Consider the following 25,165-nt stretch of genomic DNA (forward strand, 5'->3'; position numbering starts at 1 on the left):
GGGTACGGTGAGCAACGCAGGTTCAAGACCGGGCTGCGCAGCCGTTTTTCGGCGCTGGCTTCACCTTCCCAGACCGTAATCCGACATGGATATCAAACGCACCATTCTCTGGGTGATCTTCTCGCTGGCGGTTGTCCTGCTGTTCGACAACTGGCAACGCGCGAATGGCCACCAGTCGATGTTCTTCCCGACGCCGCAAACGGCCACGACGACGGCCGCTGCGCCGGGCAGCACGCCCGCAGGCGATGTGCCGAAGAGCGCCTCGACGACGGCAGCCGCCGGGTCGCAAGCTGCCCCGGCCACGGGCGCCGCTTCGCAGGCACCGGCTTCGGAAAAGATCGTCATCTCGACCGACCTGCTGCGCGCCACCATCGACACCGACGGCGCCATCGTCACCAAGCTCGAACTACTCGATCAGAAAGACCACGACGGCAACCCGATGGTGCTGTTCGACCGCAGCGTCGAGCGCACTTATCTGGCTCGCTCGGGCCTGATCGGCGGCGACTTCCCGAACCACACGACGGTGTTCACGGCATCGGCCGGCCCGCGTGACCTTGGCACGGGCAACGATGTCTCGATCACGCTGACGGCCGACAAAGGCGGCGCCAAGCTGGCCAAGACGTACGTCTTCAAGCGCGGCAGCTACGTGATCGACACGCGCTTCGACGTGACGAACGACGGCACTGCCCCGATCAACCCGACGCTGTACCTGGAACTGGCCCGCGACGGCGGCGCCATCGAGCAGTCGCGCTTCTACAGCACGTTCACCGGCCCGGCCGTGTACACCGACGGCGACAAGTTCCACAAGATCACCTTTGCCGACATCGACAAGGGCAAGGCACAGGTGCCGGCCCCGACCGACAGCGGCTGGGTGGCGATGGTACAGCACTACTTTGCATCGGCCTGGATTCCGGCAGACAACGTCAAGCGCGAGTACTACGTCAACCGCGTCGACAACAACTTCTACCGCATCGGCATCCAGGAGCCGCTGGGCACCGTGGCGCCGGGCGCCAGCGTGTCGGCCACGGCACGTCTGTTCGCCGGCCCGCAGCAAGCGCGCATGCTTGAAGCCATCACCCCGGGCCTGGACCTGGTGAAGGACTATGGCTGGCTGACCATCGTCGCCAAGCCGCTGTTCTGGCTGCTCGAGAAGATCCACGCGCTGCTGGGCAACTGGGGCTGGTCGATCGTGGCACTCACGGTGCTGATCAAGCTGGTGTTCTTCCCGCTGTCGGCCACGAGCTACCGTTCGATGGCGAAGATGAAGGACCTGCAGCCGCGCATGACGGCCATCCGCGAGCGCCACAAGGGCGATCCGCAGAAGATGAACCAGGAAATGATGACGCTGTACCGCACCGAGAAGGTCAATCCGCTCGGCGGCTGCCTGCCGATCGTGATCCAGATTCCGGTGTTCATGGCGTTGTACTGGGCGCTGCTGTCGTCGGTGGAAATGCGCGGCGCGCCGTGGATCGGCTGGGTGCACGATCTGTCCACGCCTGACCCGTTCTACATCCTGCCGGTGCTGATGGCCGTGTCGATGTTCGTGCAGACCAAGCTGAACCCGACGCCGCCGGACCCGGTGCAGGCCAAGGTGATGATGTTCATGCCGATCGCGTTCTCGGTGATGTTCTTCTTCTTCCCGGCCGGCCTGGTGCTGTACTGGGTGGTGAACAACTGCCTGTCGATCGCGCAGCAATGGTCGATCAACCGCATGCTGGGCACCAACAACAAGGCGGCACCCGCCAAGTAAGGCGAATGCGCTTCAGAAAAAAGGGCACCTTCGGGTGCCCTTTTTCATGCCTGCCAGAAAGGCTTCAAGACCTCAAACCGGTGCGTGGCAAACGGCCTCGATGTTGTGACCGTCGGGGTCGCGCACGAACGCGGCGTAGTAGTTCGGGTGATAGTGCGCGCGCACGCCAGGCGCGCCGTTGTCGGTGCCGCCGGCAGCCGTCGCAGCGGCGTAGAACGCCTCCACCTCGCCACGCGTATCGACGCGAAAGGCCACGTGCAGCGGCGGCTTGTTCGGCGCCTGCCCCGCCATCGCCGCCGAAATCCAGAACTCCGCCTTGCCCGGCGGGCCAAAGCCGGCCACGTCGGTGTGGCCGGTCACGGCCGCGGGAAACTCCAGCACCTTGGCCAGACCAATGGCGCCAAGTGCCTGCTCGTAGAACCGCTTGCTGGCGTCGAAATCGCTGACGACGACGCCGGTGTGATCGATCATCCGAATCTCCTTGGTTGGAAACTGGCGCGCAACTGCGCGGCTGCCGCACAATACCGCCCATGACTGCTGCTGACCACCCCACCGCCTTGCCGAACGCTTCCACCGCGCCACGCGCGCCCATCCTCACGATCCCCATCGCTGCGATTGCGACCGCGCCGGGGCGGGGCGGCATCGGCGTGGTGCGCGTGTCGGGGCCTGATGTGCGTGCCGTCATGCAAGCCGTGTGCGGACGCGTGCTGACGCCGCGCCTGGCAACCTACCTGCCGTTCCTCGACGCCGACGGCAACGCCATCGATCGCGGCATCGCGCTGTGGTTTCCCGCGCCGCATTCGTACACCGGCGAAGACGTGCTCGAGCTGCAGGGCCACGGCGGCCCCGTCGTGATGCAACTGCTGCTGCAGCGCTGCCTGGCCGCAGGCCGCGAGATCGGCCTGCGCGTGGCCGAGCCCGGCGAGTTCACGCGCCGCGCCTTCCTCAACGACAAGATGGATCTGGCGCAGGCCGAGGCGGTCGCCGATCTGATCGAAGCCAGCACCGAAGCGGCCGCACGTTCGGCGGCGCGCTCGCTCGATGGCGCGTTTTCGCAGGCGGTGCATGCGCTGGTCGAGCGCGTGATCCATCTGCGCATGCTGGTCGAAGCGACGCTGGATTTTCCCGAGGAGGAAATCGACTTCCTGGAAGCCTCCGACGCGCGCGGTCAGCTTGCCGACATTCGTGCCGCCGTTGACGGCGTGCTGGCGCAGGCGCGCCAGGGTGCGCTGCTGCGCGAAGGCCTGCACGTGGTGCTGGCGGGGCAGCCGAACGTCGGTAAGTCGTCGCTGCTCAATGCGCTGGCCGGCGCGGAGCTTGCCATCGTCACGCCGATTGCCGGCACCACGCGTGACAAGGTGCAGCAGACGATCCAGATTGAAGGCATCCCGCTGAACATCGTCGACACGGCTGGCCTGCGCGATACGGAAGACGAAGTCGAACGCATCGGCATCGAGCGCACCTGGGCCGCCATCGCCCGCGCCGATGTCGTCCTGCATCTGCTGGATGCGGCGGACTATCGCGCCAACGGCCTCTCGCCCGAAGATGCCGCCATCGACGCGCGCATCGCCGAGCACGTGCCCGCCGGCGTGCCGACGCTGCGCGTCATCAACAAGATCGACCTCTCGGGCGTGGCCGTACCGGGCCGCGTGGATGCAGAGCCGCCCGAGGTCTGGCTATCGGCGCGCGATGGCCTTGGCGTCGAACTGCTGCGCGCGGCGTTGCTGGAGATTGCCGGCTGGCAGGGCGGCGGCGAGGGGCTTTACCTCGCCCGCGAGCGCCATCTCGCTGCGCTGCGCACGGCCCGCGAACATCTCGCCACAGCGGCGGAGCACGCGGCACAGCAAGCGCAATCGCTGGATCTGTTTGCCGAGGAGTTGCGGCTTGCGCAGGAGGCGTTGAACAGCATTACGGGGGCGTTTTCGAGTGATGATTTGCTGGGGGTGATTTTTAGTCGGTTCTGCATCGGCAAGTGACGGCCCCATGTCTGCCTACCCCGTCTCCATCAAAGGCGTCCTCCGCGCCCCCACCGGCGATATCGTTCTGCTGCTCAATGAGCGGGAGGAATGGGAGTTGCCCGGCGGCCGCATCGAACTTGGCGAAACGTCCACCGAATGCCTGGTTCGCGAGATCGCCGAAGAGCTGAACCTGCGCGTGGAAGTGGGCGCGTTGATCGACACGTACCTGTTCGAAGTCGTGCCGGGCAAGCATGTGTTCATTGCGACGTATGCGTGCGCGCTGGTCGGCCCGTTCGAGCCGACGTCAGTCATGAACACAAGCGCCTCGGGCTGTTTGCGCCGGATGCGTTGCCGGTGAATTTGCCGGAGGGCTATCGGGCGTCGATAGCGGCGGCGCTGAAGGCAGCGGCCTAGCCGATGCGTGCGCTCTTCATCTGCAGCCGCAATCGGCTACGCAGCCCGACGGCGGAAGCGGTCTTCGCCAAGTGGCCCAACGTCGAGACCGACTCTGCGGGCTTGGCGCCCGACGCAGACGTACAACTCGACGCCGACCAGCTCGACTGGGCCGAAGTGATTTTTGTCATGGAACGCAGCCACCAGCGACGCCTGTCGCAACGGTTTGACGCGCGGCTGCGCGGCAAGCGCGTCGTGTGTCTGAATATTCCAGACGACTACGTATTCATGCAGCCGGAACTCGTCGCCTTGCTGGAGAAACGAGTCGGGCCGCATTTGCGCGGTTGACTGCCAGGCAGCCGCTCAATCCCGGCCCCACCGCCAGCGCGGCGGCTCGCCCTTCCACCAGCAAACCAGCACCAGCAGCACTGACACGCTCAGGACGTACAACGAAAAACCCAACTGCGTGCGCCCCGGCTGCAGCCCGACGATGCCAGCCGCCAGCAGTACGGCATAAATGGCGAGCACTACCCAGCCCTGCCAACGCGAAGGGAAACCCCATCCCCAGCCGTACCGCTTGGCGGGAAACCAGTACTCGTTGGAATCGGTAGACATCGTTGTTTGGGAAAGCGCGTGCAAAGGATGCCCGCTACTGTACTCCCGCACAGAATCGGCGAAACAAACGCCAACAGCCAGCCGGTCATTTACCGCTGGCGGATGTCGTTTGCAACAGAGAAGGGCGCGCAGGGCGCACCGAAGCGGCGGACAATGGCGCACAGGCCATCAACCGCATCTTGCTAGCTTCTGTATCGGGGAGTGGAGCGTTGGTTGATTCCGGAAAGGCTTCCGGCACGCGCAAGGCGCTACAAACCAAGCTCGGCGGAACGGAGGTCGAATGACTTCACACCGCCAGCGGCAGCACCCGATTGGTGCTACCGAAACAATCGCGCGATCTTAGTAGAGCTTCTTCGGCAGCATTTGCGAACGCAGGCGTTTACGCGTACGCGACACAGCAGCAGCCTTCTTGCGCTTGCGCTCGGTCGTCGGCTTTTCGTAAGCGGTGCGGGCGCGCAGTTCCTTGATCAGGCCAGTGCGCTCGATTTCACGGCGGAAGCGGCGCAGCGCAACTTCGACCGGCTCGTTTTCTTTCAGACGGATGGTGGTCATCGGGTCCCTTGCTCAGTATTCGGGTGGACGGCGAAACAGCGGATTATATACCGCCCAGAGGGCGTGCAGTGTAGTTGAATCTGTTTACCGATGCAAGGCACTTCCGATTGTGGCGGAAAGGCCATTTTCTGCCGCAATTTTGCGTAGATGCGTGGCCTTGATACTACGTCGGGAGCGACTCGCCAGCGGAAGAAGCGAGGAAGGAACGCCGCTTGCTCAACGCGAGCATCTCTCCAGGCCTCTACTGTGGAACGCGTTCCCAAGTCTGCGCCCGCGCCGGTTGCCGCAAGCGCCACCCTTCTCGCCGAAGCGCTGCCCGAACAGCTGCGCTATGTGGACGACACACGCCCGGGCTACACCCGGCGCCGGCTGCGCGGCCAATTCGTCTATTTCGACACGCGCGGCCAACGCATCCGCGATCCGGCGGTCATTGCGCGCATCAACAAGCTGGCGATCCCGCCGGCCTATACCGACGTCTGGATCTGCCCACACGCGGGCGGTCATCTGCAGGCGACGGGGCGTGACGCGCGTGGGCGCAAGCAATATCGCTATCACGCAGAATGGCGCGCCTTTCGCGATGCCGATAAATACGGGCGCCTGCTGGCCTTCGGGGCGGTGCTGCCGCGCGTGCGCGAGGCGATCACGGGCCATTTGGGGGCGCCGGGCCTGTCGCGCGAAAAGATGCTGGCGACGGTGGTCTACCTGCTGGACGTGACGCTGGTGCGCGTGGGCAACGCGACCTATGCGCGCGACAACCGGTCCTATGGGCTCACGACGCTGCGAAATCGGCATGTGGAGGTCCACGGCAACACGGTGCGCTTTCAGTTTCGCGGCAAGAGCGGCGTGGAGCATGACGTGTCGGTATCGGATCCGCGCCTGGCGCGCATCATCCGGCGCTGCGTCGATCTGCCGGGGCAGGAGTTATTCCAGTACATCGACGAAGCTGGCGAGCGCCGTGCGGTGGATTCCTCGGATGTGAATGCGTACTTACAGGAAATTTCGGGCGCGGATTTTACGGCGAAAGACTACCGCACATGGGCGGGCAGCGTGCTGGCGCTGGACCTGCTGCGCGGGCGACCAGCGACCAATGCCACCGAGGCACGCCGGCAAGTGGTGGAGGCCATTGCCGCAGTCGCTCAACGCCTGGGGAACACGCCGGCCGTCTGCCGCAAGTGCTACGTGCATCCGGCCGTGGTGGACGCATTCCTGGCGGGCGAGCTGGAAGCCCTGCCCCCGGTTCGGGCACGCAAGGGCCTGCGACGGGAAGAGGTGGCCCTGCTTCAATTTCTCGAACGCACCGCCGGCACAAACGGCGCCGGCAAAAAAAAGCCCGCCTGAACGAGGCGGGCTTCCGAGCGAACGGCCGCAAACTTACTTCGATTGCTGCGGCGTCATGTCGGGCGTGGCGGGCGCAACGCCTGGCGCAGCCGTCGGCTGAGCTTGCTGTGCGGCCACAGTGGTGCTGTGCTCCTGCAGGCCACCGCCCAGCGCCGTGTACAGATCGATGGCGTTGGTCAGGCGGGCTAGGCGCGTCTGCACCAGCGTCTGGTCGGCGCTGAACAGATCGCGCTGCGCGTCGAGCACATCGAGGAAGCTCGACACGCCGTTGCGATAGCGCTGGTCAGACAGCGTCAGGCGATCGGCCGTGGCATCGCGGAAGCGCTTCTGGGCGGCCACCTGATCTTCCAGCGTACCGCGCGCCACGAGGGCGTCGGACACCTCGCGGAAGGCCGTCTGGATCGTCTTCTCGTAATTGGCAACCGCAATCTTCTGGTTGGTCTTCGTCAAGTCCAGATTGAAGATGTTGGTGCCCCAGTTGAAGATCGGCAGCGTCAGGTTCGGCACGAACGACCAAAACCCCGTTCCGCTCTTGAACAGATCATGCAGCGCGCCGCTTGCCGTGCCCACGTTGGACGTCAGCCCGATGCTCGGGAAGAACGCCGCACGCGCCACGCCAATGTTGGCGTTGGCGGCAATCAGCTTCTGCTCGGCCTGGCGGATGTCAGGGCGTTGCTCCAGCAGCTCCGACGGCAGACCCGGCGGAATGTCGGCCACGATCTTCTCCGACGACACCGTGGTCGGCGCAGGAAGATCGGCCGGCAGCGGGGCGCCCACCAGCAGCACGAGGGCGTTGGTCGCCTGGGCATACTGGCGCGTCAGCTGCGCCACCGACACACGCACCGATCCACCAGCGTCTCGGTCTGGCGCAGATCCAGCGCCGACGAGGCGCCTACGTCAAAACGCTGCTTGGCCAGCTTGTAGTAGTCCTCGCGTCCCTTCAGGGTCTGCTGGGCCAGTTCAAGCTGCTCGGCGTACGCGCGCTCGTTCAAGTAAGCCTTGGCGACCTGCGAGATCAGGCTGATCTGCGCGGCACGCCGGCCTTCGTCCGTTGCGAGATAACTCGCACGCGCAGACGACGTGACGTCGCCCACGCTGAACAGGTTCACCTGGTAGTTGCTGATGCCCACGCCAAGCTGGTACTGCTTGGTGTAGATGTCGCCGCCGGTGGTTGAGATCGACGGCGGCGTATGGCTGCGCGTGTACGTGGCAGACGCATTGACCGGCGGCAGCAGGTCAGCGATCTGCAGGCGGTACTGCGCACGCGCGGCCTCGACGTTGAGCATGGCCACGCGCAGGTCGCGGTTGTTCTCAAGCGCCAGGCCGATCAGCTTCTGCAGGCGCGCATCGGGGAAGAACTCGCGCCAGCCCAGTTCGGTCGCGCGGGGCGCGTTCTCGCCGGGCTTGGCGGAGTCTGCCGGCACGGCATAGCCCGCTGGTGCCTGCGGATACGTGCTCGTTATCGGAGCATCCGGGCGCTCATAGGTGGGCGCCAGCGAGCAGCCGGACAGCACGCCCGCGACCAGCAGGAGCGCCGGCAGCAGCGCGGGGGTTCGAAAGGTCATCGTTTTCTGCATGTTCAGATTTCCTCGTCCAGCGGACGGTGCGCGGCATCCAGACGGCGTTGACGCTCGCTGCCCTTGAAGACGCGGCGGACCACCACGAAGAACACAGGCACCAGCACCACGGCCAGCACCGTCGCGGTGAACATCCCGCCCATCACGCCGGTACCGATGGCGCGTTGGCTGGCGGAGCTGGCGCCCGTGGCAATCGCCAGCGGCAGCACACCCAGGATGAAGGCGAACGACGTCATGATGATCGGGCGGAACCGCAGGTGCACGGCTTCGAGCGTCGCCTCGATCAGGCCCTTGCCTTGCGCCTGCAAGTCCTTCGCAAACTCGATGATCAGAATTGCGTTCTTTGCGGACAGGCCCACCACCGCAATCAGGCCGACCTTGAAGTACACGTCATCGGGCATTGCGCGCAGCGTCACGCCCAGCAGTGCGCCAAGCACACCCAGCGGCACCACCAGAATCACCGCCGCCGGGATCGACCAGCTTTCATACAGCGCGGCCAGCACCAGGAACACCGCCAGCAGCGACAGCGCATACAGCGCCGGCGCCTGCGAGCCCGAAGCCTTTTCCTGCAGCGACTGGCCCGTCCACTCGTAGCCGATACCGGCCGGCAGCTTGGCGGCCAGGCGCTCCATCTCGGCCATGGCGTCACCCGAGCTGGCACCCGGCGCGGCCGCACCCGACAGGCGAACAGCCGGATAGCCGTTGTAGCGCACGAGCTGCACCGGGCCGACGATCCAATGGCCCTTCGCGAACGTCGACATCGGCACCATGTTGCCCTGCGCGTTGCGCACGTACAGGTTCATGATGTCTTCGGGCTGCATGCGGTTGATCTTGTCCGCTTGCACGATCACACGCTGCTGACGACCGTAGTTCGGGAAGTCGTTGGCGTATGCCGAACCGAGCGCCGTCGACAGCACAGCGTTGATGTCGGTGAACGAGACGCCCAGCGCATTGGCCTTCTCGCGGTCGATGTCCACCTGGTACTGCGGCGAATCTTCCAGACCTTCCGGGCGCATGCCGGTGATGATCTTGCTTTGCGCCGCCATCCCCATCAGCTGATTGCGAGCAGCCATCAGCGCGTCGTGGCCCAGGCCCGCGCGGTCCTGCAGACGGAACGTGAAGCCCGTGGCGTTACCCAGTTCCGGAATCGGCGGCGGGTTCAGCGGGAAGACAATCGCATCGCGAATGCCGCCGAACAGCGCACCAAAGGCACGGCCGGCCACGGCATCAGCGGTTTGGTCCTTGCCCTTGCGCTCGCTCCAGTCCTTGAACGGGGTGAAGACGATACCGGCGTTCGGGCCGTTACCCGAGAAGCTGAAGCCCTGCACGGCCACGATGTTCTCGACCGCCTTTTCCTGCTTGTAGTAGTTCTCGACCTGCTTGATCACTTCCAACGTGCGGTTGGCCGATGCCCCCGGCGGCAACTGGATGTTGGTCACGATGTAGCCCTGGTCTTCGGTCGGCAGGAACGAAGACGGCAGGCGCAGGAACAGGAACACCACCGCCGCGATCAGCGCAACATAGATGACCATGTAGCGGAAGGTCTTCTTCAGGATGCGTTCCACGAAGCTCTGATAGCGGTTCGTGGTGGTGCTGAACATGCGGTTGAACCAGCCGAAGAAGCCCTTCTTCTCGTGGTGCGAACCCTTCTCGATCGGCTTGAGCAGCGTCGAGCACAGTGCCGGCGTGAGCGTCAGCGCCATGAGTGCCGAGAAGAAGATCGACGACACCATCGACAGCGAGAACTGGCGATAGATCGCGCCCACCGAGCCCGAGAAGAACGCCATCGGGATGAACACGGCCATCAGCACCAGCGTAATACCGATGATGGCGCCTGTGATCTGGCCCATGGCCTTGCGGGTCGCTTCGCGCGGGGGCAGGCCTTCTTCGGCCATGATCCGCTCGACGTTTTCCACCACCACGATGGCATCATCAACGAGAATACCGATCGCCAGCACGAGGCCGAACATCGTCAGCACGTTGATGGAGAAACCCATCGCGTTCATGACGGCAAACGCGCCCAGCAGCGAGATCGGGACCACGATCGACGGCACCAGCGTGTAGCGGATGTTCTGCAGGAACAGCAGCATCACCAGGAACACCAGCACCATGGCCTCGAACAGCGTCTTGACCACTTCTTCGATTGAGATCTGGACGAACTTCGAGGTGTCGTACGGCACCTTGTATTCCACGCCGGCCGGGAAGTACTTCGAGAGCTCTTCCAGCTTGGCCTTCACGGCCTTCGCGGTGCCCAGCGCGTTACCCGTGGGCGAGAGCTGCACACCAATGGCCGAAATCGGCTGGCCGTTGATCCGCGCAGACGTCGAGTAGGTCTGGCCGCCCAGTTCCAGGCGCGCAACGTCCTTCACGCGCACGAGTGAGCCGTCCGGCTTGGCGACCAGCACGATGTTGCCGAACTGCTCGGTGGTCGTGAGCTGGCCTTCCACCACGACCGTCGCCGCGAGCGGTTGGTCGGAGACGGACGGCAGATCGCCGATCGTACCGGCCGAGACCAGCGCGTTCTGCGCACGGATGGCGTTGTAGACGTCCGTCGGGGTCAGCTTGTAGCCGACCAGCTTGGCCGGATCGATCCAGACGCGCATCGCGCGCTCCGTACCGAACAGCACCGCCTGACCGACGCCCGGCACGCGCTTGATTTCGTTCAGCACGTTGCGCGAGATGTAGTCGCCCAGCGCCACCGGATCCATCTTGCCGTCGGTGGATGCCAGCGTGGCGAACAGCAGGAAGTTCGAGCGGGCCTTGTCGACCTGCACGCCCTGCTGCGTCACCGCAGACGGCAAACGCGCTTCCACGCGCTTCAGGCGGTTCTGCACGTCCACCTGCGCCAGCGCCGGATCGGTACCGGCCTTGAACGTCACGGTGATCTGCGCCTGGCCGTTACCGCCCTGGCTGACCGACTCCATATAGAGCAGGCCGTCCGCACCGTTCATTTCCTGCTCGATGATGCTGGTGACGGATTCGTCCAGCGTCTTCGCATTTGCACCCGGATACGTTGCCGTGATGATGACGGACGGCGGCGCAATGGTCGGGTACTGCGAGATCGGCAGCTGGGTGATCGAAATCGCCCCAGCAAGGATGATGAACAGCGCGAGCACCCAGGCAAAGACCGGGCGATCGATAAAAAACTTTGCCATGCGATGGCTCCTTGTTTACTGCTTGGCTGCCGGTGCGCTGGCAGCGGGAGTGCTTGCAGCAGGGGCGCTGGCTGCCGGTGCGGGTGCCGCGCCGCTACCCTGGCCGCCCTGACCTTGCGGGGCCTTGCCCTGGCCTGCCTGCATCGGCTGCCACGGCACGGCCTTGACCGGTGCGCCCGGACGAACCTTCTGCAGGCCGTCGACGATCACCTTGTCGCCCGCCTTCAGGCCGCTGGAGACGATCCATTCGGTACCGGTCGAGCGGTCGGCCTGGACCTGGCGCACGGCTGCCATGCCCTTCTCGTCGACCACCATGACGGAGGCGCCGTCCGGGCTGCGCGTCACGGCTTGTTGCGGCACCGTGATCGCCTGCTCGTCCACGGCCTGCTCCAGACGGGCACGCACGTACATGCCCGGCAGCAGCGTGCGGTCGGCGTTCGGAACGATCGCGCGCAGCGTGATCGTGCCCGTGGCCGGATCCACCGTCAGGTCCGAGAAGTAGAGCTTGCCCGATTGGGCATAGGCACGGCCGTCTTCCGTCACGAGCGTAACTTTGGCCGCATCGCCACCGGCCTTGGCCAGCTTGCCGTCCTTGAGCGCCTGCTGCAGACGCATCACTTCGGTGCTCGACTGCGTGAAGGTCAGATAGATCGGATCGATCTGCTGCACGGTCGTCAGCAGCGTCGCCTCGCCCTGGCCGACGAGCGCGCCTTCGGTGACCTGCGCCAGACCGGCACGGCCGGAGATGGGCGAAGTCACGCTGGCATAGCCGAGGTTCAACTTGGCGGTTTCGACGGCAGCGCGGGCGGCGGCCACGTCAGCGGTGGCTTGCTTGGCGGCGGCAGTGGCGTCGTCGTAGTCCTGCTTGCTGATGGCGTTGGTGGCAACCAGCGGCTTGTAGCGCTCAGCCTTCAACTGCGCCTGCGTTTGCGTGGCTTCCGAACGCGCAAGCTGTGCCTTGGCGCTGTCCAGCGACGCCTGATACTGCGCCGGATCGATCTGGAACAACTGCTGGCCGGCCTTCACGTCGCTGCCTTCAGCGTAGGTGCGCTTGAGCACGATGCCCGCGACCCGTGCGCGCACCTGTGCCACACGCGTGGCCTCCAGGCGGCCCGGCAACTCGCTGGTCAGGCCAACGGAGTGCGGCTGCACGGTCACAACGCCGACTTCGGTCGGAGGCATGCCGGCGCCGCCCGGCCCTTGTGCCTGCTTGTTGCCGCAGGCTGCAAGTGCCACCACCATGAATGCGGCGGCAGCGAGTTGGTGATAACGGCGGGTGTTCGTCATAGATGACCCCATGTGGCGATAAGCGGAATGCCGGGTGCCGCAACGCCGCGCAAACGAGTGCGACGCCGGCAAGCCGTCAGCGAAACCAAAAAACACAAAACGAAAACGTCCGATGCTAGCTGCATCTCGCGGCATGCGATATGGCCTTTGCGACGAACTCGCAACAACTCGGACCAGAATGCTAAGACGCGGGAGCGATCGGCAGTCGATCTCCAGCCCGCTGACCGACAAGAGACGAAGTCGGGCCCGGGCCGCTTGCCTGCATGAATGTGGCGCATACGGCCATGGGCAAGCGACGGAGTGCGCGCTATTATAGATACGTTCGCGTATGTATGTAAGTCTCGCCCTCGACGAATAGGGACTCCGTTGACACGTTTCCGGGGTTCGTAGCAATGACGGCGATCAAGCGAACAGGCTGCGCATACCGCGCTGCGACAAGCATTGTCAGCCAACGGACCTGCTGCCGCGTTGTGCGGGGCGCAATGGTGCGTTGCCTGGAATTGTGCATTGCACAAAAGCCAATCGAAAGAACGCCGGACGAGATACCGCGGCGTTCCTCTGGAAGATCATGGTCAGACGAACAAAGGAAGAAGCCCTGGAAACACGTAACCGCATCCTGGATGCGGCGGAAGACGTGTTCTATGCGCGCGGCGTGGCACGCACATCGCTGTCGGATATCGCGCAGGCCGCGGGCGTGACGCGCGGCGCCATCTATTGGCACTTCCGTAACAAAACCGACGTCTTCGCCGCCATGTGCGAGCGCGTGAAGCTGCCGATGGAGACCATGTGTACCCCACTTGGCGTGGAGGCCGATGACCCGCTGGGTGAACTGCGCACCGTGGGCAACTTCCTGCTGCGGCAACTCGTGGAAGACGCGCACTGGCGCAAGGTCTTCGAGATCATGTTCAACAAGTGCGAGTTCGTGGAAGACACAAGCCCCATCCTCAAGCGCCAGCAGGAATCGTTTGAGGAAGGCATGGCCCATCTGACGAGCATCATCGAGCAGGCGGCGCGGCGCGGGCAGTTGCCGGCCGACCTCGACATCCCGCTGGCCGTGGCGCATTTTCATGCGACATTCAACGGCATCATGGGCGATTACCTGTTCTACCCGGACGCCTCGAGCCTCGCCACCAAGCGCGAGCGCCTGCTGGACGCCTGCATCGACACCCTCAAATATGCGCCGTCGCTGCGGCTGGAGCCGGCAGCCGCAGCGGCCGCCCGCAGCGGGGCCTCGGCATGAGCGCGCCGGTGTTCGATCAGATGGTCTTTGCCGGCGGCGGCAATCGCTGCTGGTGGCAGGCCGGCTGGTGGGACGTCGTGCAGCCCGAACTGGGCCTGGCGCCGCGCGTGATTGCCGGCATCTCGGCCGGCGCGTCGACGGCGTGCATGCTGCATGCATGGAATTCGGCCGAGCTGATGGATTACTACGGCGAAGCCTTGCGCCAAAACACCCGCAACGCCCATTGGGGCAACCTGCTGCGCGGCGAGCGCGTGTTTCCCCACTACGGCATGTACCGCACGGCGCTGCTGACGGTGTTCGGCGAGGGCCGCTTCGCGCGGCTGGCGCAGGCGCCCGAAATCCGCATCGGCGTGGCGCATATCCCGCGCTGGCTGGGCGCACGCTCAGCGGTGGCGGCGGGGCTGATTGCGTACAACATCGAAAAGCACGTTCGCAAGACGCTGCACCCGACGCTGGGCAAGCGCCTCGGCTTCACGCCGGAAATCGTGCGCGCGCAGGATTGCGCCACCCCGGAAGACTTGGCAGACCTGCTGCTGCAATCCGCTTCCACGCCGCCGTTCACGCCGGTGCTGCGGCGTGCGGGGCGGCCCGTGCTCGACGGCGGCATGGTCGACAACGTGCCCGTGCACGCGCTGGACGCCACGCCGGGCGACGCGCTGGTGCTGGTCACGCGCCTGTATCCGCGGCCGACGTATTTCCGCATGGACGTGCCGGTGGCGGACGGCGTGCAGCGCCGCTTTTATGTACAGCCCTCGCGCAAGGTCCCCATTTCGAGCTGGGATTACACCCGCCCCGGCGCCATGCGCGATGCCTATGCGCTCGGCCGTCATGACGGCGAAACCTTCCTGCGCGAACTTCCACGCGGGTTCGCCACGGCGGTGGCTGCGTAACCACCTCCCCCAAGACAGGCGGCGGGCGCGCCGCTTGCTCCACATGGCGCGCCCGCCGGCGTGCCACCAGGGTCGTCCGGCCGATGCTTCTTCGACGGACACTTCATGCCCGCAAACCCTGCACATGCGTTTGACCTGATCGTGATTGGCGCCGGTTCGGCCGGGCTCGCGGCTGCGCGTCGATCTGCGCAACTGGGCGCGCGCACGCTGCTGATCGATCGGGCGCAAGTGGGCGGCACCTGCGTCAACCGCGGGTGTGTGCCCAAGAAACTGCTCGGCTACGGCGCTGCCTGGTCGCAGGCGGTATCCCAATGCCTGCGCGCCGCAGACGCCACCGATGCCTGGGCCGATGCCATCGCCCGCACGCGCGCCGAAGTTGCCCGCCTGCACGAAACGCATTTCGCGCACTTGGCCGATGCCGGTGTGCAGTGGCTGAGCGGCACCGCATCGCTGCGCGGGCGCGGCATCGTCCGGCTGCAAACCGAGTCCGGCAAAGCTACGCTGCGCGCGCGCCAGATCGTGCTGGCCGCCGGCGCGCGACCCACGCCGCTCCCCGTACCCGGCGCGGAGCTGGCCTGCACTTCCGACGACGTGTTCGGCTGGGACGCGCTGCCCGCCTCGCTCATCATCGCGGGCGGCGGTGTTGTCGCGGTGGAAATGGCGTCCACGCTGGCGCGCTTTGGCGTCCGGGTGACCGTGCTGACGCGCGATGCGCGCGTGCTGCCGGAATTTGATGCCACGGTGGGCGAGGCCGCCGCGCAGTCGCTGGCTGGCTGCGGCGTCGACCTGATCCTGAACGCCGACGTCGTCCGCATCGAACACGATGCCGTAAACGGCGGCGGCATGGCCGTCTACGCGAGCACCGAGGGCAGCGACGCTCTGCGCGTGCTCCGCGCCCAGCGTGTCATGAGCGCCATCGGCCGCGCGCCGAACCTTGCCGGCCTTGGCCTGGACGCGGCGGGCGTCACACTCGATGCGCACGGGCGCATTGCCGTCGACCGCCACTTCCGTACGCGCGCCCGCGGCGTCCACGCAGTCGGCGACGTCTGCGGCGGCAGCCCGCTGCAATTGACGCCCGTGGCCGCGGCGCAGGGCCGCTACGTGGCCGAACGCCTGTTCGGCAAAGGCATCAAGCTGCCTGACATGAACACCGTGCCGATGGCCGTGTTCTGCGATCCGGCCATCGCCAGCGTGGGCCTGACCGAGGCCGACGCCCGCGCGCGCTGGCCTGAATTGGGCAAACGCGGCCCAGACACCGACAAACGCGCGCTCGCCGACCGCATCGACGTGGTCGTCCGCCGCTTTGTCTCGCTGGAACAGCGCTTTGCGGGCACGGGCATGGAGTCGCTGATCAAGCTGGTGTGCAACGCGCGCAGCGGCCGCGTGCTGGGCGCGCACATCGTCGACAACGCTGCCCCGGAGATCATCCAGGCGCTCGCGGTGGCCGTGCGCATGGGCGTGCGGCTCAAGCATCTGCAGTCCACCGTGGGCCTGCACCCCACCGTGGCGGAAGAATTGCTGAGCATGTAAGCGCACTCATTCAATTTTCCTGATCCCGCCCTGCAAATCCATGCACGTTACGGGCGCGGCGTCGGCGCAGAATGACAGGCATATTCTTCAGGAAATTTGACATGCTCCCCGTGCTTTACCTGTCCCATGGGTCGCCCATGCTGGCGGCCGATCCCGGCCCCGTCGGCAAGATGCTGGCGGCGCTCGGGCAAGAGATGGCAGCCCTCAAGCCGCGCGCCATCGTTGTGGTTTCGCCGCACTGGATGACGCGCCGACCCGCCGTCACGGCGCGCGCGCAGCAGGAAGCCTGGCACGACTTCGGCGGCTTCCCGCCGCAGCTCTACGCCCTGGAATACGCCCCGCCGGGCGCGCCGGACTTGGCCGAACGCATCCGCACGCTGATCGACGGCAACATCGTCCCCGGGCTGGAAGAACAGGCCTCCACCGTGCTGGACCCGCGTCAGCCGCTGGACCACGGCGCCTGGGTGCCGCTGATGCTGATGTTTCCGGAGGCGAACATCCCCGTGGTGCAGGTCTCCTTGATGCCGGGCTTGTCGCCGGCGTGCCAGATGGCGATGGGGCGCACGCTCGCGCCGCTGCGCGACGAGGGCGTGCTGATCGTCGGCTCCGGCAGCTTCACGCACAACCTGCGCGCGTTGATGCGCGGCCCGGGCATGGCGCAGCACGGCGTGCCGGTCGAACCGTGGGTAACGGCCTTCCGCGAATGGATGATCGAAACGATGACCGACGGCATCCGCAGCGGCGATTTCACCCGCTTCTGCGATTACCGCGCGCAAGCCCCGAACGCCGCCCACGCCCACCCGACCGACGAACACCTGATGCCGCTGTACGTGGCGCTGGGGGCCGCGATGGGGCAGCCGAGCCAGACCACGCCGGGCGGCGTGCAGGCTCAGCACGTGGTCGATACGGTGACGTACGGATCGCTGGCGATGGACAGCTTCCGCTTTGACGGCGCAGGCGCCAATCAGCCGCAGCTGCGCGCCGCGGCTTGATTGATGGAAACGACGGGTAGAGCGACTGGCGTTATGCGCGGATCAGCGCAGGCGCCAGTGCCGTCGGATTGACCACGCTGTCGACGTTGCCCTGCAGAACATCGAGGATGTTCTGGAACGCGATGCTGAAGTACAGCTCGTAACCTTCGCGCTCGACGTAGCCGATGTGCGGCGTGCAGATGCAGTTCTCCATGCGCAGCAAGGTGTGGCCTTGCAGGATGGGCTCCGTTTCAAACACGTCGATGGCGGCCATGCCGGGGCGCCCGCGGTTGAGCGACGTCACCAGGCCGTTTTCTTCCACCAGCTCGGCGCGGCTCGTGTTGACGAACAGGGCGGTCGGCTTCATGCGCGTGAGATCGGCCACCGTCACGATGCCGCGCGTTTCGTCGTTCAGGCGCAGGTGGACGGACAACACATCGGACTGCTCGAACAGCGCCTCCTTCGAGTCCGCCACGGCAAAGCCATCGGCACGCGCGCGTTCCTGCGATCCCTCGCGGCCCCACACCAGCACATTCATGCCGAAAGCACGGCCGTAGCCGGCCACGAGCTGGCCGATCTTTCCGTAGCCATAGATGCCCAGCGTCTGGCCCTTCAGGACGCGGCCGATGCCAAAGTTGGGCGGCATCGTCGTGGATTTGAGCCCCGATTGCTGCCACGCGCCGTGCTTGAGGCTGGCCACATATTGCGGGATACGGCGCTGTGCGGCCATCACCAGCGCCCAGGTCAGCTCGGCAGGCGCCACGGGCGAGCCCTTGCCCTCCAGCACGACCACACCCTTGTCGGTGCAGGCATCCAGATCGATATGGCCGCCCGAATCGCGCGATACGCGGCCGGTCTGGCTGATGATCTTGAGTTTGGGCAGACGATCGAGCAGCTGACGCGTGACGCGCGTGCGCTCCCGGATCAGCACGATGGCTTCAACGTCCGCCACGCGTGCGGCCAATTGCCCCACGCCTTTGACGGTGTTGTTGAACACTTTGACTTCGTGGTCTTGCAGCAGGCTGAAGCAGTCCAGCTTGCGAACAGCGTCTTGGTAGTCGTCCAGTACGGCAATCTTCATCGACATCTCACTTCGAACAATGGTGCGCAGCAAAAAACAGCGATCCCTCGCGGTGGTATTCTTCCCATCCCTCGTCGCACGACAATCCGTGTCGACGTTCGGAATTGCCCGCCGCGGGCACGCAATTTGCGCAGCCCCGCTGGTGACGAGTCCTTGTTCTAGGGTCTGTTGACCTCGGTCCCGCCACTTTAGCGCACGCGGCCCCCGCTGCCCGGAAAAACCCACATTCCGCCAGCGCTCCGCTTTGTAACTGAATGTGAAATCAGCACGGCTACCGTCCCTCCGCCTGCCTCACCTCTCCCTCTGGAAATCGCTGATCCGGCTTGCTGCTGATGCGCCGTCGATCGCTTTCCACCCCGCCGCTGGGCGCGGCCACCGTGCTGATCCGACACCGATTTCTTTCTCACTTCCATTGGAGTTTTGGTCATGAATCAACCCGTGATGCAGGGCGTGCCCGCATTGAACGTGCCCGATTACGTGAAACACCCACGCCTGATCGCGTGGGTGGGCGAGGTGGCAGCGCTCACCAAGCCGGAGCGCATCGTCTGGTGCGATGGTTCGCAAGAAGAATACGACCGCCTGTGCGCCGAAATGGTGGCCGCCGGCACGATGAAGCAGCTCAATCCGGCCAAGCGCAAGAACTCGTACCTGGCGTTGTCGGACCCGTCGGACGTGGCGCGCGTGGAAGACCGCACCTTCATCTGCTCGCAGAAGAAGGAAGACGCCGGCCCCACCAACAACTGGACGGCCCCGGCCGAGATGCGCCAGACGCTGAACGGCCTGTTTGACGGCAGCATGCGCGGCCGCACGCTGTACGTGGTGCCGTTCTCGATGGGCCCCCTGGGCTCGCCGATCGCACACATCGGCGTGGAGCTGTCGGACAGCCCGTATGTGGCCGTCAACATGCGCATCATGACCCGCATGGGCCGCCCGGTGTACGACGTGCTGGGCAGCGACGGCGATTTCGTGCCGTGCGTGCACACCGTCGGCAAGCCGCTCGCCGCGGGCGAGAAAGACGTGCCGTGGCCGTGCAACCCGACCAAGTACATCGTGCATTTCCCGGAAACGCGTGAAATCTGGTCGTTCGGCTCCGGCTACGGCGGCAACGCGCTGCTGGGCAAGAAATGCTTCGCGCTGCGGATCGCCTCCACCATGGGCCGCGACCAGGGCTGGCTGGCCGAACACATGCTGATCCTGGGCGTGACGTCGCCGGAAGGCAAGACATATCACGTGGCAGCGGCCTTCCCGTCGGCCTGCGGCAAGACCAACTTTGCGATGCTGATTCCGCCCGCAGGCCTGAACGGCTGGAAGGTGACGACCATCGGCGACGACATCGCCTGGATCAAGCCCCGCAAGGACGCCGCCGGCAAGACCCGCCTGTACGCCATCAACCCGGAAGCCGGCTACTTTGGCGTGGCACCGGGCACGAGCGAGAAGACCAACTTCAACGCGATGGCCACGCTCAAAGAGAACGTCATCTTCACCAACGTGGCCCTGACCGACGACGGCGACGTGTGGTGGGAAGGCATGACCGACACGCCGCCGGCGCACCTGATCGACTGGCAAGGCCAGGATTGGACGCCCGAGACCGCCAAGGAAACCGGCCGCAAGGCTGCCCATCCGAACGCGCGTTTCACGGCGCCGGCCGCGCAATGCCCGTCGATCGATCCGGAATGGGACAACCCGGCCGGCGTACCCATTGATGCGTTCATCTTCGGCGGCCGCCGTTCGACCACCGTGCCGCTCGTGACCGAAGCGCGCGACTGGACCGAAGGCGTGTACATGGCAGCCACGATGGGCTCGGAAACCACCGCCGCCGCTGCGGGCCAGCAAGGCGTGGTGCGCCGCGATCCGTTCGCCATGCTGCCGTTCTGCGGCTACAACATGGCCGACTACTTCGCGCACTGGCTCAAGCTCGGCGAGAAGCTGGCCGAAAGCGGCGCGACGCTGCCGAAGATCTTCTGCGTGAACTGGTTCCGCAAGGATGAAAACGGCAAGTTCGTGTGGCCGGGCTTTGGCGAGAACATGCGCGTGCTCAAGTGGATGGTCGATCGCATCGAAGGCCAGGCACAGGGCGAGGAGCACGTCTTCGGTGTGTCGCCGCGCTACGAAGAACTGAGCTGGGATGGCCTGGACTTCACGGCCGAGCAGTTCGCCAAGGTGATCTCGCTGGACGCAGAGGCCTGGAAGCAGGAGCTGGCGCTGCACGACGAGCTGTTCACGAAACTGGCGCACGGCCTGCCGCAGGCGCTGCCCGACGCCAAAACCCGCCTCGAAGAACGCCTGGACAGCTGACACCGGCAGCCGCCTCGGCATCAGGAAGAAGCCCGCCTCGCGCGGGCTTTTTTTTTTTCGCCCGCAGAAGGTTGCCCAAACAGTGAGCAGTAATCCTAAAGTTTTAAATCGCGTGAATTACCCCTGCCAGCAAAACAGATCAATTGATTTTTAGCGAATCAATTTGTTTTGTAAAAAATACCGACGCGCACATGAGAGCAGCCATTATGGCGGCGCGAGCATAATCGTCATGCATTTATGCCGGGTTTGAATCATTGCCCGCATGGTATCGGCCAAGAACGTTGCCTGGCATAGCTTTATGAAGAATGCATGTCAACTGCGGCACCCCAATGCGTGTCGGGTTGAATGAATTTCCAAATTTTAAAATTCCTGCGTGACGAATCCCTACGGGATTCTTATAATCCGGCAAAACGGAATCCTTTCTCTCTGAGCCAGAGGGGGGGTCACGACTAGAGGAAACGGGAAAGGGCGAACAAGCCTTATGCCAACGGAGGTGGGGGATCCCTACTTCCCCGGCGCTCGGGGGGGCGCCGGCTCGGATTGCGCGCAGACAACGCCGCAAACTGTGCAAACGATTGCATGGTTCGGCACGCTGCGGCAGGCGCCGAGGGGTTTGCAGACCTTTCTCAGGACCACCCTGGACACCACCCAGGAGGCTCCGCTGGCGATCGTCGACGGGAACCGCAGCATGACGATCCGCGCAAGGCCGACGGCCAGGCAACAGCGCCCGCAAGAAACGACATGCGAGCACAAGCGCAACTGCCCGCATGGCACTCATAACAACGCGCACCGCAGACAGCAGAGCGCAGCCGCAAGGCTGCTCGCCGGAGTGTGTCGGCTGGTTAGACGGGAGGTATAACAAAGTGGGTATTCAGATCTTGCTGGTCGAACAAGACCAGGCAGAGGGGGAGCGTCTGTCGTTTTCCCTGCGTGATGGTGGACACGATGTTCAACGGGTCAGCCATCCGGGCCAGGCGCAGGCGGCCATCCTGGCCGCCATGCCCGAGCTTCTCCTCATGGAGTGGACGTGGCCCGAACGCGAGTCGATCGACATGCTGCTGGCGTTGCGCGCCAACATGCAGACGCGCGGCCTGCCGGTCATCGTGCTGTCCCGTCATGGCGATGCGCGTGCCAAGATTGCCGCGCTCGACGCCGGGGCCGACGACTACGTCGTCAAGCCGTGCGACACGGGCGAGCTGCATGCCCGCATCCGCGCCGTACTGCGCCGCCGCGCGCCGCATCAGCATGGCGACGACATCCTGCAGGTCAACGGCCTGCGCCTCGATCCGCTGACGCTGGGCGTGACCGCCCAGACCGACACCGGCCCGCGCGCCATTCCGCTCAGCCCGCTGGAATTCCGCCTGCTGCACTTTCTCGTCGCGCATCCGCAACGCGTGCATTCGCGCACGCAACTGCTGGATCGCGTGTGGGGCAACCATGTCTTCGTGGGTGAGCGCACGGTCGATGTGCACGTGCGCAAGCTGCGCGTGGCGCTGGCCGGCACGCCGTGCGATGGCCTGATCCAGACCGTGCGCGGCGGCGGCTATCGCCTCGTCGTCGGCACCAGCGGCGCAACGGCGATGCATGCGGCCGAAGCGATCGGCCTGCAGCTGGAAGCCGCGACCCGTAAGGCCGAACTGCCGTCGTACGGCCACATGCCGACATCGCGTTCGCTGGCCAAGGAACCGGTGCGCCCGGGCGCCTGAGCCCAGGTCGATCCAACGCGCATCGCGCATCCCTGACGACCATCCCATCGCCGCTCATGCCGGGCGGCGATCGAGGCGTCGCGTCATCTCATCCGTTCAAGGTATCGAATATGAAGCTGTGGCACAGCGGTGTACTGCTGGCTGGACTGGCGCTGGGCGCGCACGCGCAGGAAGTCACGCCAGGTTTGTGGGAAAGCACGGCGAGCGTGACGCTGAACGGCAAGCCGTTGCCGCACTTTGACGAGCAAGGCCGCCAAGTACCGAGCCGCCCCGAACGCGGCTGCCTGAGCGCCAACGATGCCGGGGACGTGCGCGCCATGTTCGAGCGTTCCATTCGCCGCGATCAACAAGGCTGCAAGCTCACGCGCTGGAACTACACGCTCGGCACGCTCAAGGTCACGCTGTCGTGCGAAGACCCGCAAGGCGGCAAGGGCGTGCTGGAAGCGAGCGGCCCGCTGACGCCGACGTCGTACAACATCAGCGGCAATGGGCAGTATCAGCATCCGCAGTTCGGACCGATGAAGAGCGGCTTCCACTACCAGGGCCGCTACCTCGGCGCGTGCAAGTCGTAAGCGACGCACCAAAAGACAACGCCGGACTGCACACGCAGCGCCGGCCGTTTTTGTTTGGGGAAGCCCGATCAGCGTTGGCTCTCACGCCAGCGCTTGAGCCAGCCGAGCCCTTCGCTGGTGCCGGCACGGGGCCGATACTCGCAGCCGACCCAGCCGTTGTAGCCAAGCGCATCCAGCAACGCAAAGAGGTGCGGATAGTGCAGCTCGCCTTCGTCCGGTTCGTGGCGATCGGGCACGCCGGCGATCTGCACGTGGCCCACACCATCGACGTACTGCTTGAGCTTGACCGACAGATCGCCCTCCATGATCTGCGCGTGGTACAGGTCGAACTGCACCTTGACGTTGGCCGCGCCGACTTCCTCGCACACCGCATGCGCCTGCGCCTGATGCGTAAGGAAGAAGCCGGGCATGTCGCGCGTGTTGATCGGTTCCAGCACGATGGTGAGACCCGCGCCGGCAGCCTCGCGCGCAGCGTAGGCGACGTTGCTCACGTAGGTGGCGTGATGGCGTGCGCGGTCTGCACCGGCGGGCAGCAGGCCGGCCATGACGTGCAGGCGCGTGTTGCCGAGCATCTGCGCATACTCCAGCGCCGTCGCAATGCCGCGCTTGAATTCCTCTTCGCGACCGGGCAATGAGGCGATGCCGCGCTCGCCGCCTGCCCAATCGCCCGGCGGGGCATTGAACAGCGCTTGCGTGAGCCCAGCGTCGTCAAGACGGGCGCGGATATCGGCCTTGTCGAAGTCGTAAGGAAAGAGAAACTCCACGCCCTCGAAGCCGTCTTTTGCCGCGGCGGCAAAGCGGTCGAGGAACGCGTGCTCCTGGTACATCATGGACAGGTTGGCGGCAAAGCGCGGCATGAAAGACCTCTGAATACGATTGCTTATTTATTGACCAACTTGGGCGGCGTGCGCAACACGGCAATGCAGCCAAGCACGAGCACGCCCGCCAGCGCGTACATGCCGGCGGATGTGCTGCCCGTCATGTCCTTGAGCGCACCGATCATATAGGGGCTCACGAACCCGGCCAAGTTGCCGACCGAGTTGATGGCGGCAATGCCGGCCGCGGCAGCGGTGCCTTGCAGAAATGCCGTCGGCAGCGACCAGAACAGCGGCGCACACGTCAGCACACCGGCGGCAGCCAGTGAGAGGAACACGATCGACAGCGCCACGTTGTGCCCGGCGGTCGCCACCACGGCAAACCCGACTGCGCCCATCAGCGCCGGCACAACAAGGTGCCAGCGACGCTCGCGTCGTGCATCGGCGCTGCGGCCGATCAGCACCATCGTGATCGCCGCACAGACATACGGAATGGCAGAGAGCACGCCCACCATCAGGGTGTCTTTCACGCCGGCGTTTTTCACCAGCGTCGGCATCCAGAACGTCAAGCCGTACTGGCCCATGACGAAGGCGAAGTAGATCAGGCTCATCATCCACACGCGCGGATCGGAGAACACCTTGCCGATGCCGGGGTGCTCGGTCTTGCCTTTGTTATCGGCCGCAATGTTGGCTTCGAGGATCTGCTTTTCGTCTTCCGACAGCCACTTGGCCTTGCGGATGCTGTCATCAAACTTCCAGAGCACCAGCAGCCCAACGAGGACGGCGGGAATGGCTTCGATCACGAACATCCACTGCCAGCCCTGCCAGCCTTCGCCGGCGCCCGCTCCGTGGAACGCACTCATGATCCAGCCCGACAGCGGGTTGCCGAAGATGCCTGAGATGGGAATGGCTGCCATGAACATCGCCACGATGCGTGCGCGGCGGTGCGACGGATACCAGTACGTCAGGTACAGGATGATGCCGGGGTAGAAGCCGGCTTCTGCCAGGCCCAGGAGAAAGCGCATCACATAGAACTGCGTGGGCGTCTGCACGAATGCGAACGCGCCGGAGATCAAGCCCCACGTGATCATGATCCGCGCGATCCAGATGCGCGCGCCGATCTTGTTCATCAGCAGATTGCTCGGCACCTCAAAGAGGAAATAGCCAATGAAGAAGATGCCGGCACCGAGCCCGTACACCGTCTCAGAGAAGTTCAGCGCCTGCGACATCTGCAGCTTCGCAAACCCGACGTTCACGCGGTCGAGGTACGCGACCACGTAGCAGAGCATGATGAGCGGGACGATGCGGCGCGACACGCGCGCATAGACGCTGTCCTCTTTTGAAACGGCGTGCGAAGGCAACGCGCCGTGGTGGCGGTCGAGGTGTTCATGTGGTCTCCGGTGTAGGTTTTATGTCGGCCGGGCAGCGGGCTACCGATTT

20 protein-coding genes and 1 pseudogene are annotated in these 25,165 nt (G+C 65.0%); 12 read left to right on the top strand and 9 right to left on the bottom strand.

The features are described 5' to 3' along the window. Positions 1-85: 85 nt before the first annotated feature. Complete coding sequence (gene yidC / locus FUT88_RS00970) at positions 86-1,750, top strand: membrane protein insertase YidC (RefSeq protein ID WP_147213436.1); 1,665 nt, start codon at positions 86-88, stop codon at positions 1,748-1,750. A 72-nt stretch (positions 1,751-1,822) separates the two neighbouring features. On the opposite strand, the gene FUT88_RS00975 is transcribed toward yidC, so the two are convergent. Beyond that, positions 1,823-2,221, bottom strand: coding sequence for a VOC family protein (locus FUT88_RS00975; protein WP_147213437.1), 399 nt, complete (start codon positions 2,219-2,221; stop codon positions 1,823-1,825). Positions 2,222-2,280: 59 nt separating this feature from the next. Between FUT88_RS00975 and mnmE the strand changes: the two genes are divergently transcribed. From mnmE to FUT88_RS00990, 3 genes are read left to right on the top strand one after another with little or no spacing between them, the layout of a single operon-like run. Beyond that, positions 2,281-3,726: a tRNA uridine-5-carboxymethylaminomethyl(34) synthesis GTPase MnmE gene (gene mnmE, locus FUT88_RS00980; protein ID WP_147213438.1), complete on the top strand. Its 1,446-nt coding sequence runs from the start codon at positions 2,281-2,283 to the stop codon at positions 3,724-3,726. A 7-nt stretch (positions 3,727-3,733) separates the two neighbouring features. Further along, complete coding sequence (locus FUT88_RS00985) at positions 3,734-4,066, top strand: NUDIX domain-containing protein (RefSeq protein ID WP_261796835.1); 333 nt, start codon at positions 3,734-3,736, stop codon at positions 4,064-4,066. Positions 4,067-4,125: 59 nt separating this feature from the next. Further along, complete coding sequence (locus FUT88_RS00990) at positions 4,126-4,449, top strand: low molecular weight protein tyrosine phosphatase family protein (protein ID WP_147213439.1); 324 nt, start codon at positions 4,126-4,128, stop codon at positions 4,447-4,449. A gap of 15 nt (positions 4,450-4,464) precedes the next feature. On the opposite strand, the gene FUT88_RS00995 is transcribed toward FUT88_RS00990, so the two are convergent. Then, complete coding sequence (locus FUT88_RS00995; protein ID WP_147213440.1) at positions 4,465-4,716, bottom strand: hypothetical protein; 252 nt, start codon at positions 4,714-4,716, stop codon at positions 4,465-4,467. A gap of 339 nt (positions 4,717-5,055) precedes the next feature. After that, complete coding sequence (rpsU, locus tag FUT88_RS01000) at positions 5,056-5,268, bottom strand: 30S ribosomal protein S21 (protein WP_003262970.1); 213 nt, start codon at positions 5,266-5,268, stop codon at positions 5,056-5,058. A gap of 246 nt (positions 5,269-5,514) precedes the next feature. Between rpsU and FUT88_RS01005 the strand changes: the two genes are divergently transcribed. Continuing rightward, a complete protein-coding gene (locus FUT88_RS01005; RefSeq protein WP_147213441.1) occupies positions 5,515-6,606 on the top strand; it encodes a DNA topoisomerase IB in 1,092 nt (363 codons plus the stop codon). A gap of 33 nt (positions 6,607-6,639) precedes the next feature. Here the strand turns inward: FUT88_RS01005 and FUT88_RS01010 are convergent. The 3 genes and pseudogenes from FUT88_RS01010 to FUT88_RS01020 all read right to left on the bottom strand — a co-directional run bounded on the left by FUT88_RS01010 (position 6,640) and on the right by FUT88_RS01020 (position 12,625). Next, positions 6,640-8,183 (bottom strand): annotated as a pseudogene (locus FUT88_RS01010) (efflux transporter outer membrane subunit). Positions 8,184-8,185: 2 nt separating this feature from the next. Next, positions 8,186-11,338, bottom strand: coding sequence for an efflux RND transporter permease subunit (locus tag FUT88_RS01015; RefSeq protein ID WP_147213442.1), 3,153 nt, complete (start codon positions 11,336-11,338; stop codon positions 8,186-8,188). Positions 11,339-11,353: 15 nt separating this feature from the next. Next, positions 11,354-12,625, bottom strand: a complete 1,272-nt coding sequence (locus tag FUT88_RS01020) for an efflux RND transporter periplasmic adaptor subunit (protein WP_147213443.1) — start codon at positions 12,623-12,625, stop codon at positions 11,354-11,356. A 568-nt stretch (positions 12,626-13,193) separates the two neighbouring features. Between FUT88_RS01020 and FUT88_RS01025 the strand changes: the two genes are divergently transcribed. The 4 genes from FUT88_RS01025 to FUT88_RS01040 all read left to right on the top strand — a co-directional run bounded on the left by FUT88_RS01025 (position 13,194) and on the right by FUT88_RS01040 (position 17,277). Beyond that, positions 13,194-13,865, top strand: a complete 672-nt coding sequence (locus FUT88_RS01025) for a TetR family transcriptional regulator (RefSeq protein ID WP_147213444.1) — start codon at positions 13,194-13,196, stop codon at positions 13,863-13,865. Next, positions 13,862-14,755, top strand: coding sequence for a patatin-like phospholipase family protein (locus tag FUT88_RS01030; RefSeq protein ID WP_027678632.1), 894 nt, complete (start codon positions 13,862-13,864; stop codon positions 14,753-14,755). The genes FUT88_RS01025 and FUT88_RS01030 overlap by 4 nt, the downstream gene beginning before the upstream one ends. 105 nt (positions 14,756-14,860) lie before the next feature. Continuing rightward, a complete protein-coding gene (locus tag FUT88_RS01035; protein WP_147213445.1) occupies positions 14,861-16,285 on the top strand; it encodes a dihydrolipoyl dehydrogenase family protein in 1,425 nt (474 codons plus the stop codon). Positions 16,286-16,386: 101 nt separating this feature from the next. Further along, positions 16,387-17,277 carry a DODA-type extradiol aromatic ring-opening family dioxygenase gene (locus FUT88_RS01040; RefSeq protein WP_147213446.1) on the top strand — a complete coding sequence of 297 codons (891 nt, stop codon included), beginning with the start codon at positions 16,387-16,389 and terminating at the stop codon, positions 17,275-17,277. Between the two features lie 31 nt (positions 17,278-17,308). Here FUT88_RS01040 and FUT88_RS01045 read toward each other — a convergent pair whose 3' ends face one another. Further along, entirely contained in the window at positions 17,309-18,337 is a 1,029-nt protein-coding gene (locus FUT88_RS01045; protein ID WP_147213467.1) for a D-2-hydroxyacid dehydrogenase family protein, read from the bottom strand. Positions 18,338-18,763: 426 nt separating this feature from the next. Here FUT88_RS01045 and FUT88_RS01055 point away from each other — a divergent pair, with 426 nt between their 5' ends. From FUT88_RS01055 to FUT88_RS01070, 3 genes are all read left to right on the top strand, one after another. After that, on the top strand, positions 18,764-20,632 hold the full coding sequence (locus FUT88_RS01055) for a phosphoenolpyruvate carboxykinase (GTP) (protein WP_147213447.1): 1,869 nt from the start codon (positions 18,764-18,766) through the stop codon (positions 20,630-20,632). A gap of 863 nt (positions 20,633-21,495) precedes the next feature. Beyond that, complete coding sequence (locus FUT88_RS01065) at positions 21,496-22,338, top strand: winged helix-turn-helix domain-containing protein (protein WP_147213448.1); 843 nt, start codon at positions 21,496-21,498, stop codon at positions 22,336-22,338. A gap of 110 nt (positions 22,339-22,448) precedes the next feature. Continuing rightward, positions 22,449-22,910: a DUF3617 domain-containing protein gene (locus FUT88_RS01070; protein ID WP_147213449.1), complete on the top strand. Its 462-nt coding sequence runs from the start codon at positions 22,449-22,451 to the stop codon at positions 22,908-22,910. Positions 22,911-22,978: 68 nt separating this feature from the next. Here FUT88_RS01070 and otnI read toward each other — a convergent pair whose 3' ends face one another. Then, a complete protein-coding gene (otnI, locus tag FUT88_RS01075; protein ID WP_147213450.1) occupies positions 22,979-23,767 on the bottom strand; it encodes a 2-oxo-tetronate isomerase in 789 nt (262 codons plus the stop codon). A gap of 23 nt (positions 23,768-23,790) precedes the next feature. After that, the gene (locus FUT88_RS01080; protein ID WP_147213451.1) at positions 23,791-25,086 is read right to left on the bottom strand and encodes an MFS transporter; all 1,296 of its coding nucleotides are present in this window, start codon (positions 25,084-25,086) and stop codon (positions 23,791-23,793) included. Positions 25,087-25,165 lie beyond the last annotated feature (79 nt).

It is taken from the genome of Ralstonia sp. TCR112, from assembly GCF_007997035.1.
GTDB classification, from domain to species: Bacteria; Pseudomonadota; Gammaproteobacteria; order Burkholderiales; family Burkholderiaceae; genus Ralstonia; species Ralstonia edaphi.

What these genes read in the sequence shown, in the direction of transcription:
- FUT88_RS01025 (WP_147213444.1), top strand. Translation starts at nt 13,194, where the DNA reads ATGGTCAGACGAACAAAGGAAGAAGCCCTGGAAACACGTAACCGCATC.
- FUT88_RS01055 (WP_147213447.1), top strand. Translation starts at nt 18,764, where the DNA reads ATGAATCAACCCGTGATGCAGGGCGTGCCCGCATTGAACGTGCCCGAT.
- FUT88_RS01070 (WP_147213449.1), top strand. Translation starts at nt 22,449, where the DNA reads ATGAAGCTGTGGCACAGCGGTGTACTGCTGGCTGGACTGGCGCTGGGC.
- otnI (WP_147213450.1), bottom strand. Translation starts at nt 23,767, where the DNA reads ATGCCGCGCTTTGCCGCCAACCTGTCCATGATGTACCAGGAGCACGCG.
- FUT88_RS00990 (WP_147213439.1), top strand. Translation starts at nt 4,126, where the DNA reads ATGCGTGCGCTCTTCATCTGCAGCCGCAATCGGCTACGCAGCCCGACG.
- FUT88_RS01035 (WP_147213445.1), top strand. Translation starts at nt 14,861, where the DNA reads ATGCCCGCAAACCCTGCACATGCGTTTGACCTGATCGTGATTGGCGCC.
- FUT88_RS01030 (WP_027678632.1), top strand. Translation starts at nt 13,862, where the DNA reads ATGAGCGCGCCGGTGTTCGATCAGATGGTCTTTGCCGGCGGCGGCAAT.
- FUT88_RS00995 (WP_147213440.1), bottom strand. Translation starts at nt 4,716, where the DNA reads ATGTCTACCGATTCCAACGAGTACTGGTTTCCCGCCAAGCGGTACGGC.
- FUT88_RS01040 (WP_147213446.1), top strand. Translation starts at nt 16,387, where the DNA reads ATGCTCCCCGTGCTTTACCTGTCCCATGGGTCGCCCATGCTGGCGGCC.
- FUT88_RS01015 (WP_147213442.1), bottom strand. Translation starts at nt 11,338, where the DNA reads ATGGCAAAGTTTTTTATCGATCGCCCGGTCTTTGCCTGGGTGCTCGCG.
- FUT88_RS01045 (WP_147213467.1), bottom strand. Translation starts at nt 18,337, where the DNA reads ATGAAGATTGCCGTACTGGACGACTACCAAGACGCTGTTCGCAAGCTG.
- yidC (WP_147213436.1), top strand. Translation starts at nt 86, where the DNA reads ATGGATATCAAACGCACCATTCTCTGGGTGATCTTCTCGCTGGCGGTT.
- rpsU (WP_003262970.1), bottom strand. Translation starts at nt 5,268, where the DNA reads ATGACCACCATCCGTCTGAAAGAAAACGAGCCGGTCGAAGTTGCGCTG.
- FUT88_RS00975 (WP_147213437.1), bottom strand. Translation starts at nt 2,221, where the DNA reads ATGATCGATCACACCGGCGTCGTCGTCAGCGATTTCGACGCCAGCAAG.
- mnmE (WP_147213438.1), top strand. Translation starts at nt 2,281, where the DNA reads ATGACTGCTGCTGACCACCCCACCGCCTTGCCGAACGCTTCCACCGCG.
- FUT88_RS00985 (WP_261796835.1), top strand. Translation starts at nt 3,734, where the DNA reads ATGTCTGCCTACCCCGTCTCCATCAAAGGCGTCCTCCGCGCCCCCACC.
- FUT88_RS01020 (WP_147213443.1), bottom strand. Translation starts at nt 12,625, where the DNA reads ATGACGAACACCCGCCGTTATCACCAACTCGCTGCCGCCGCATTCATG.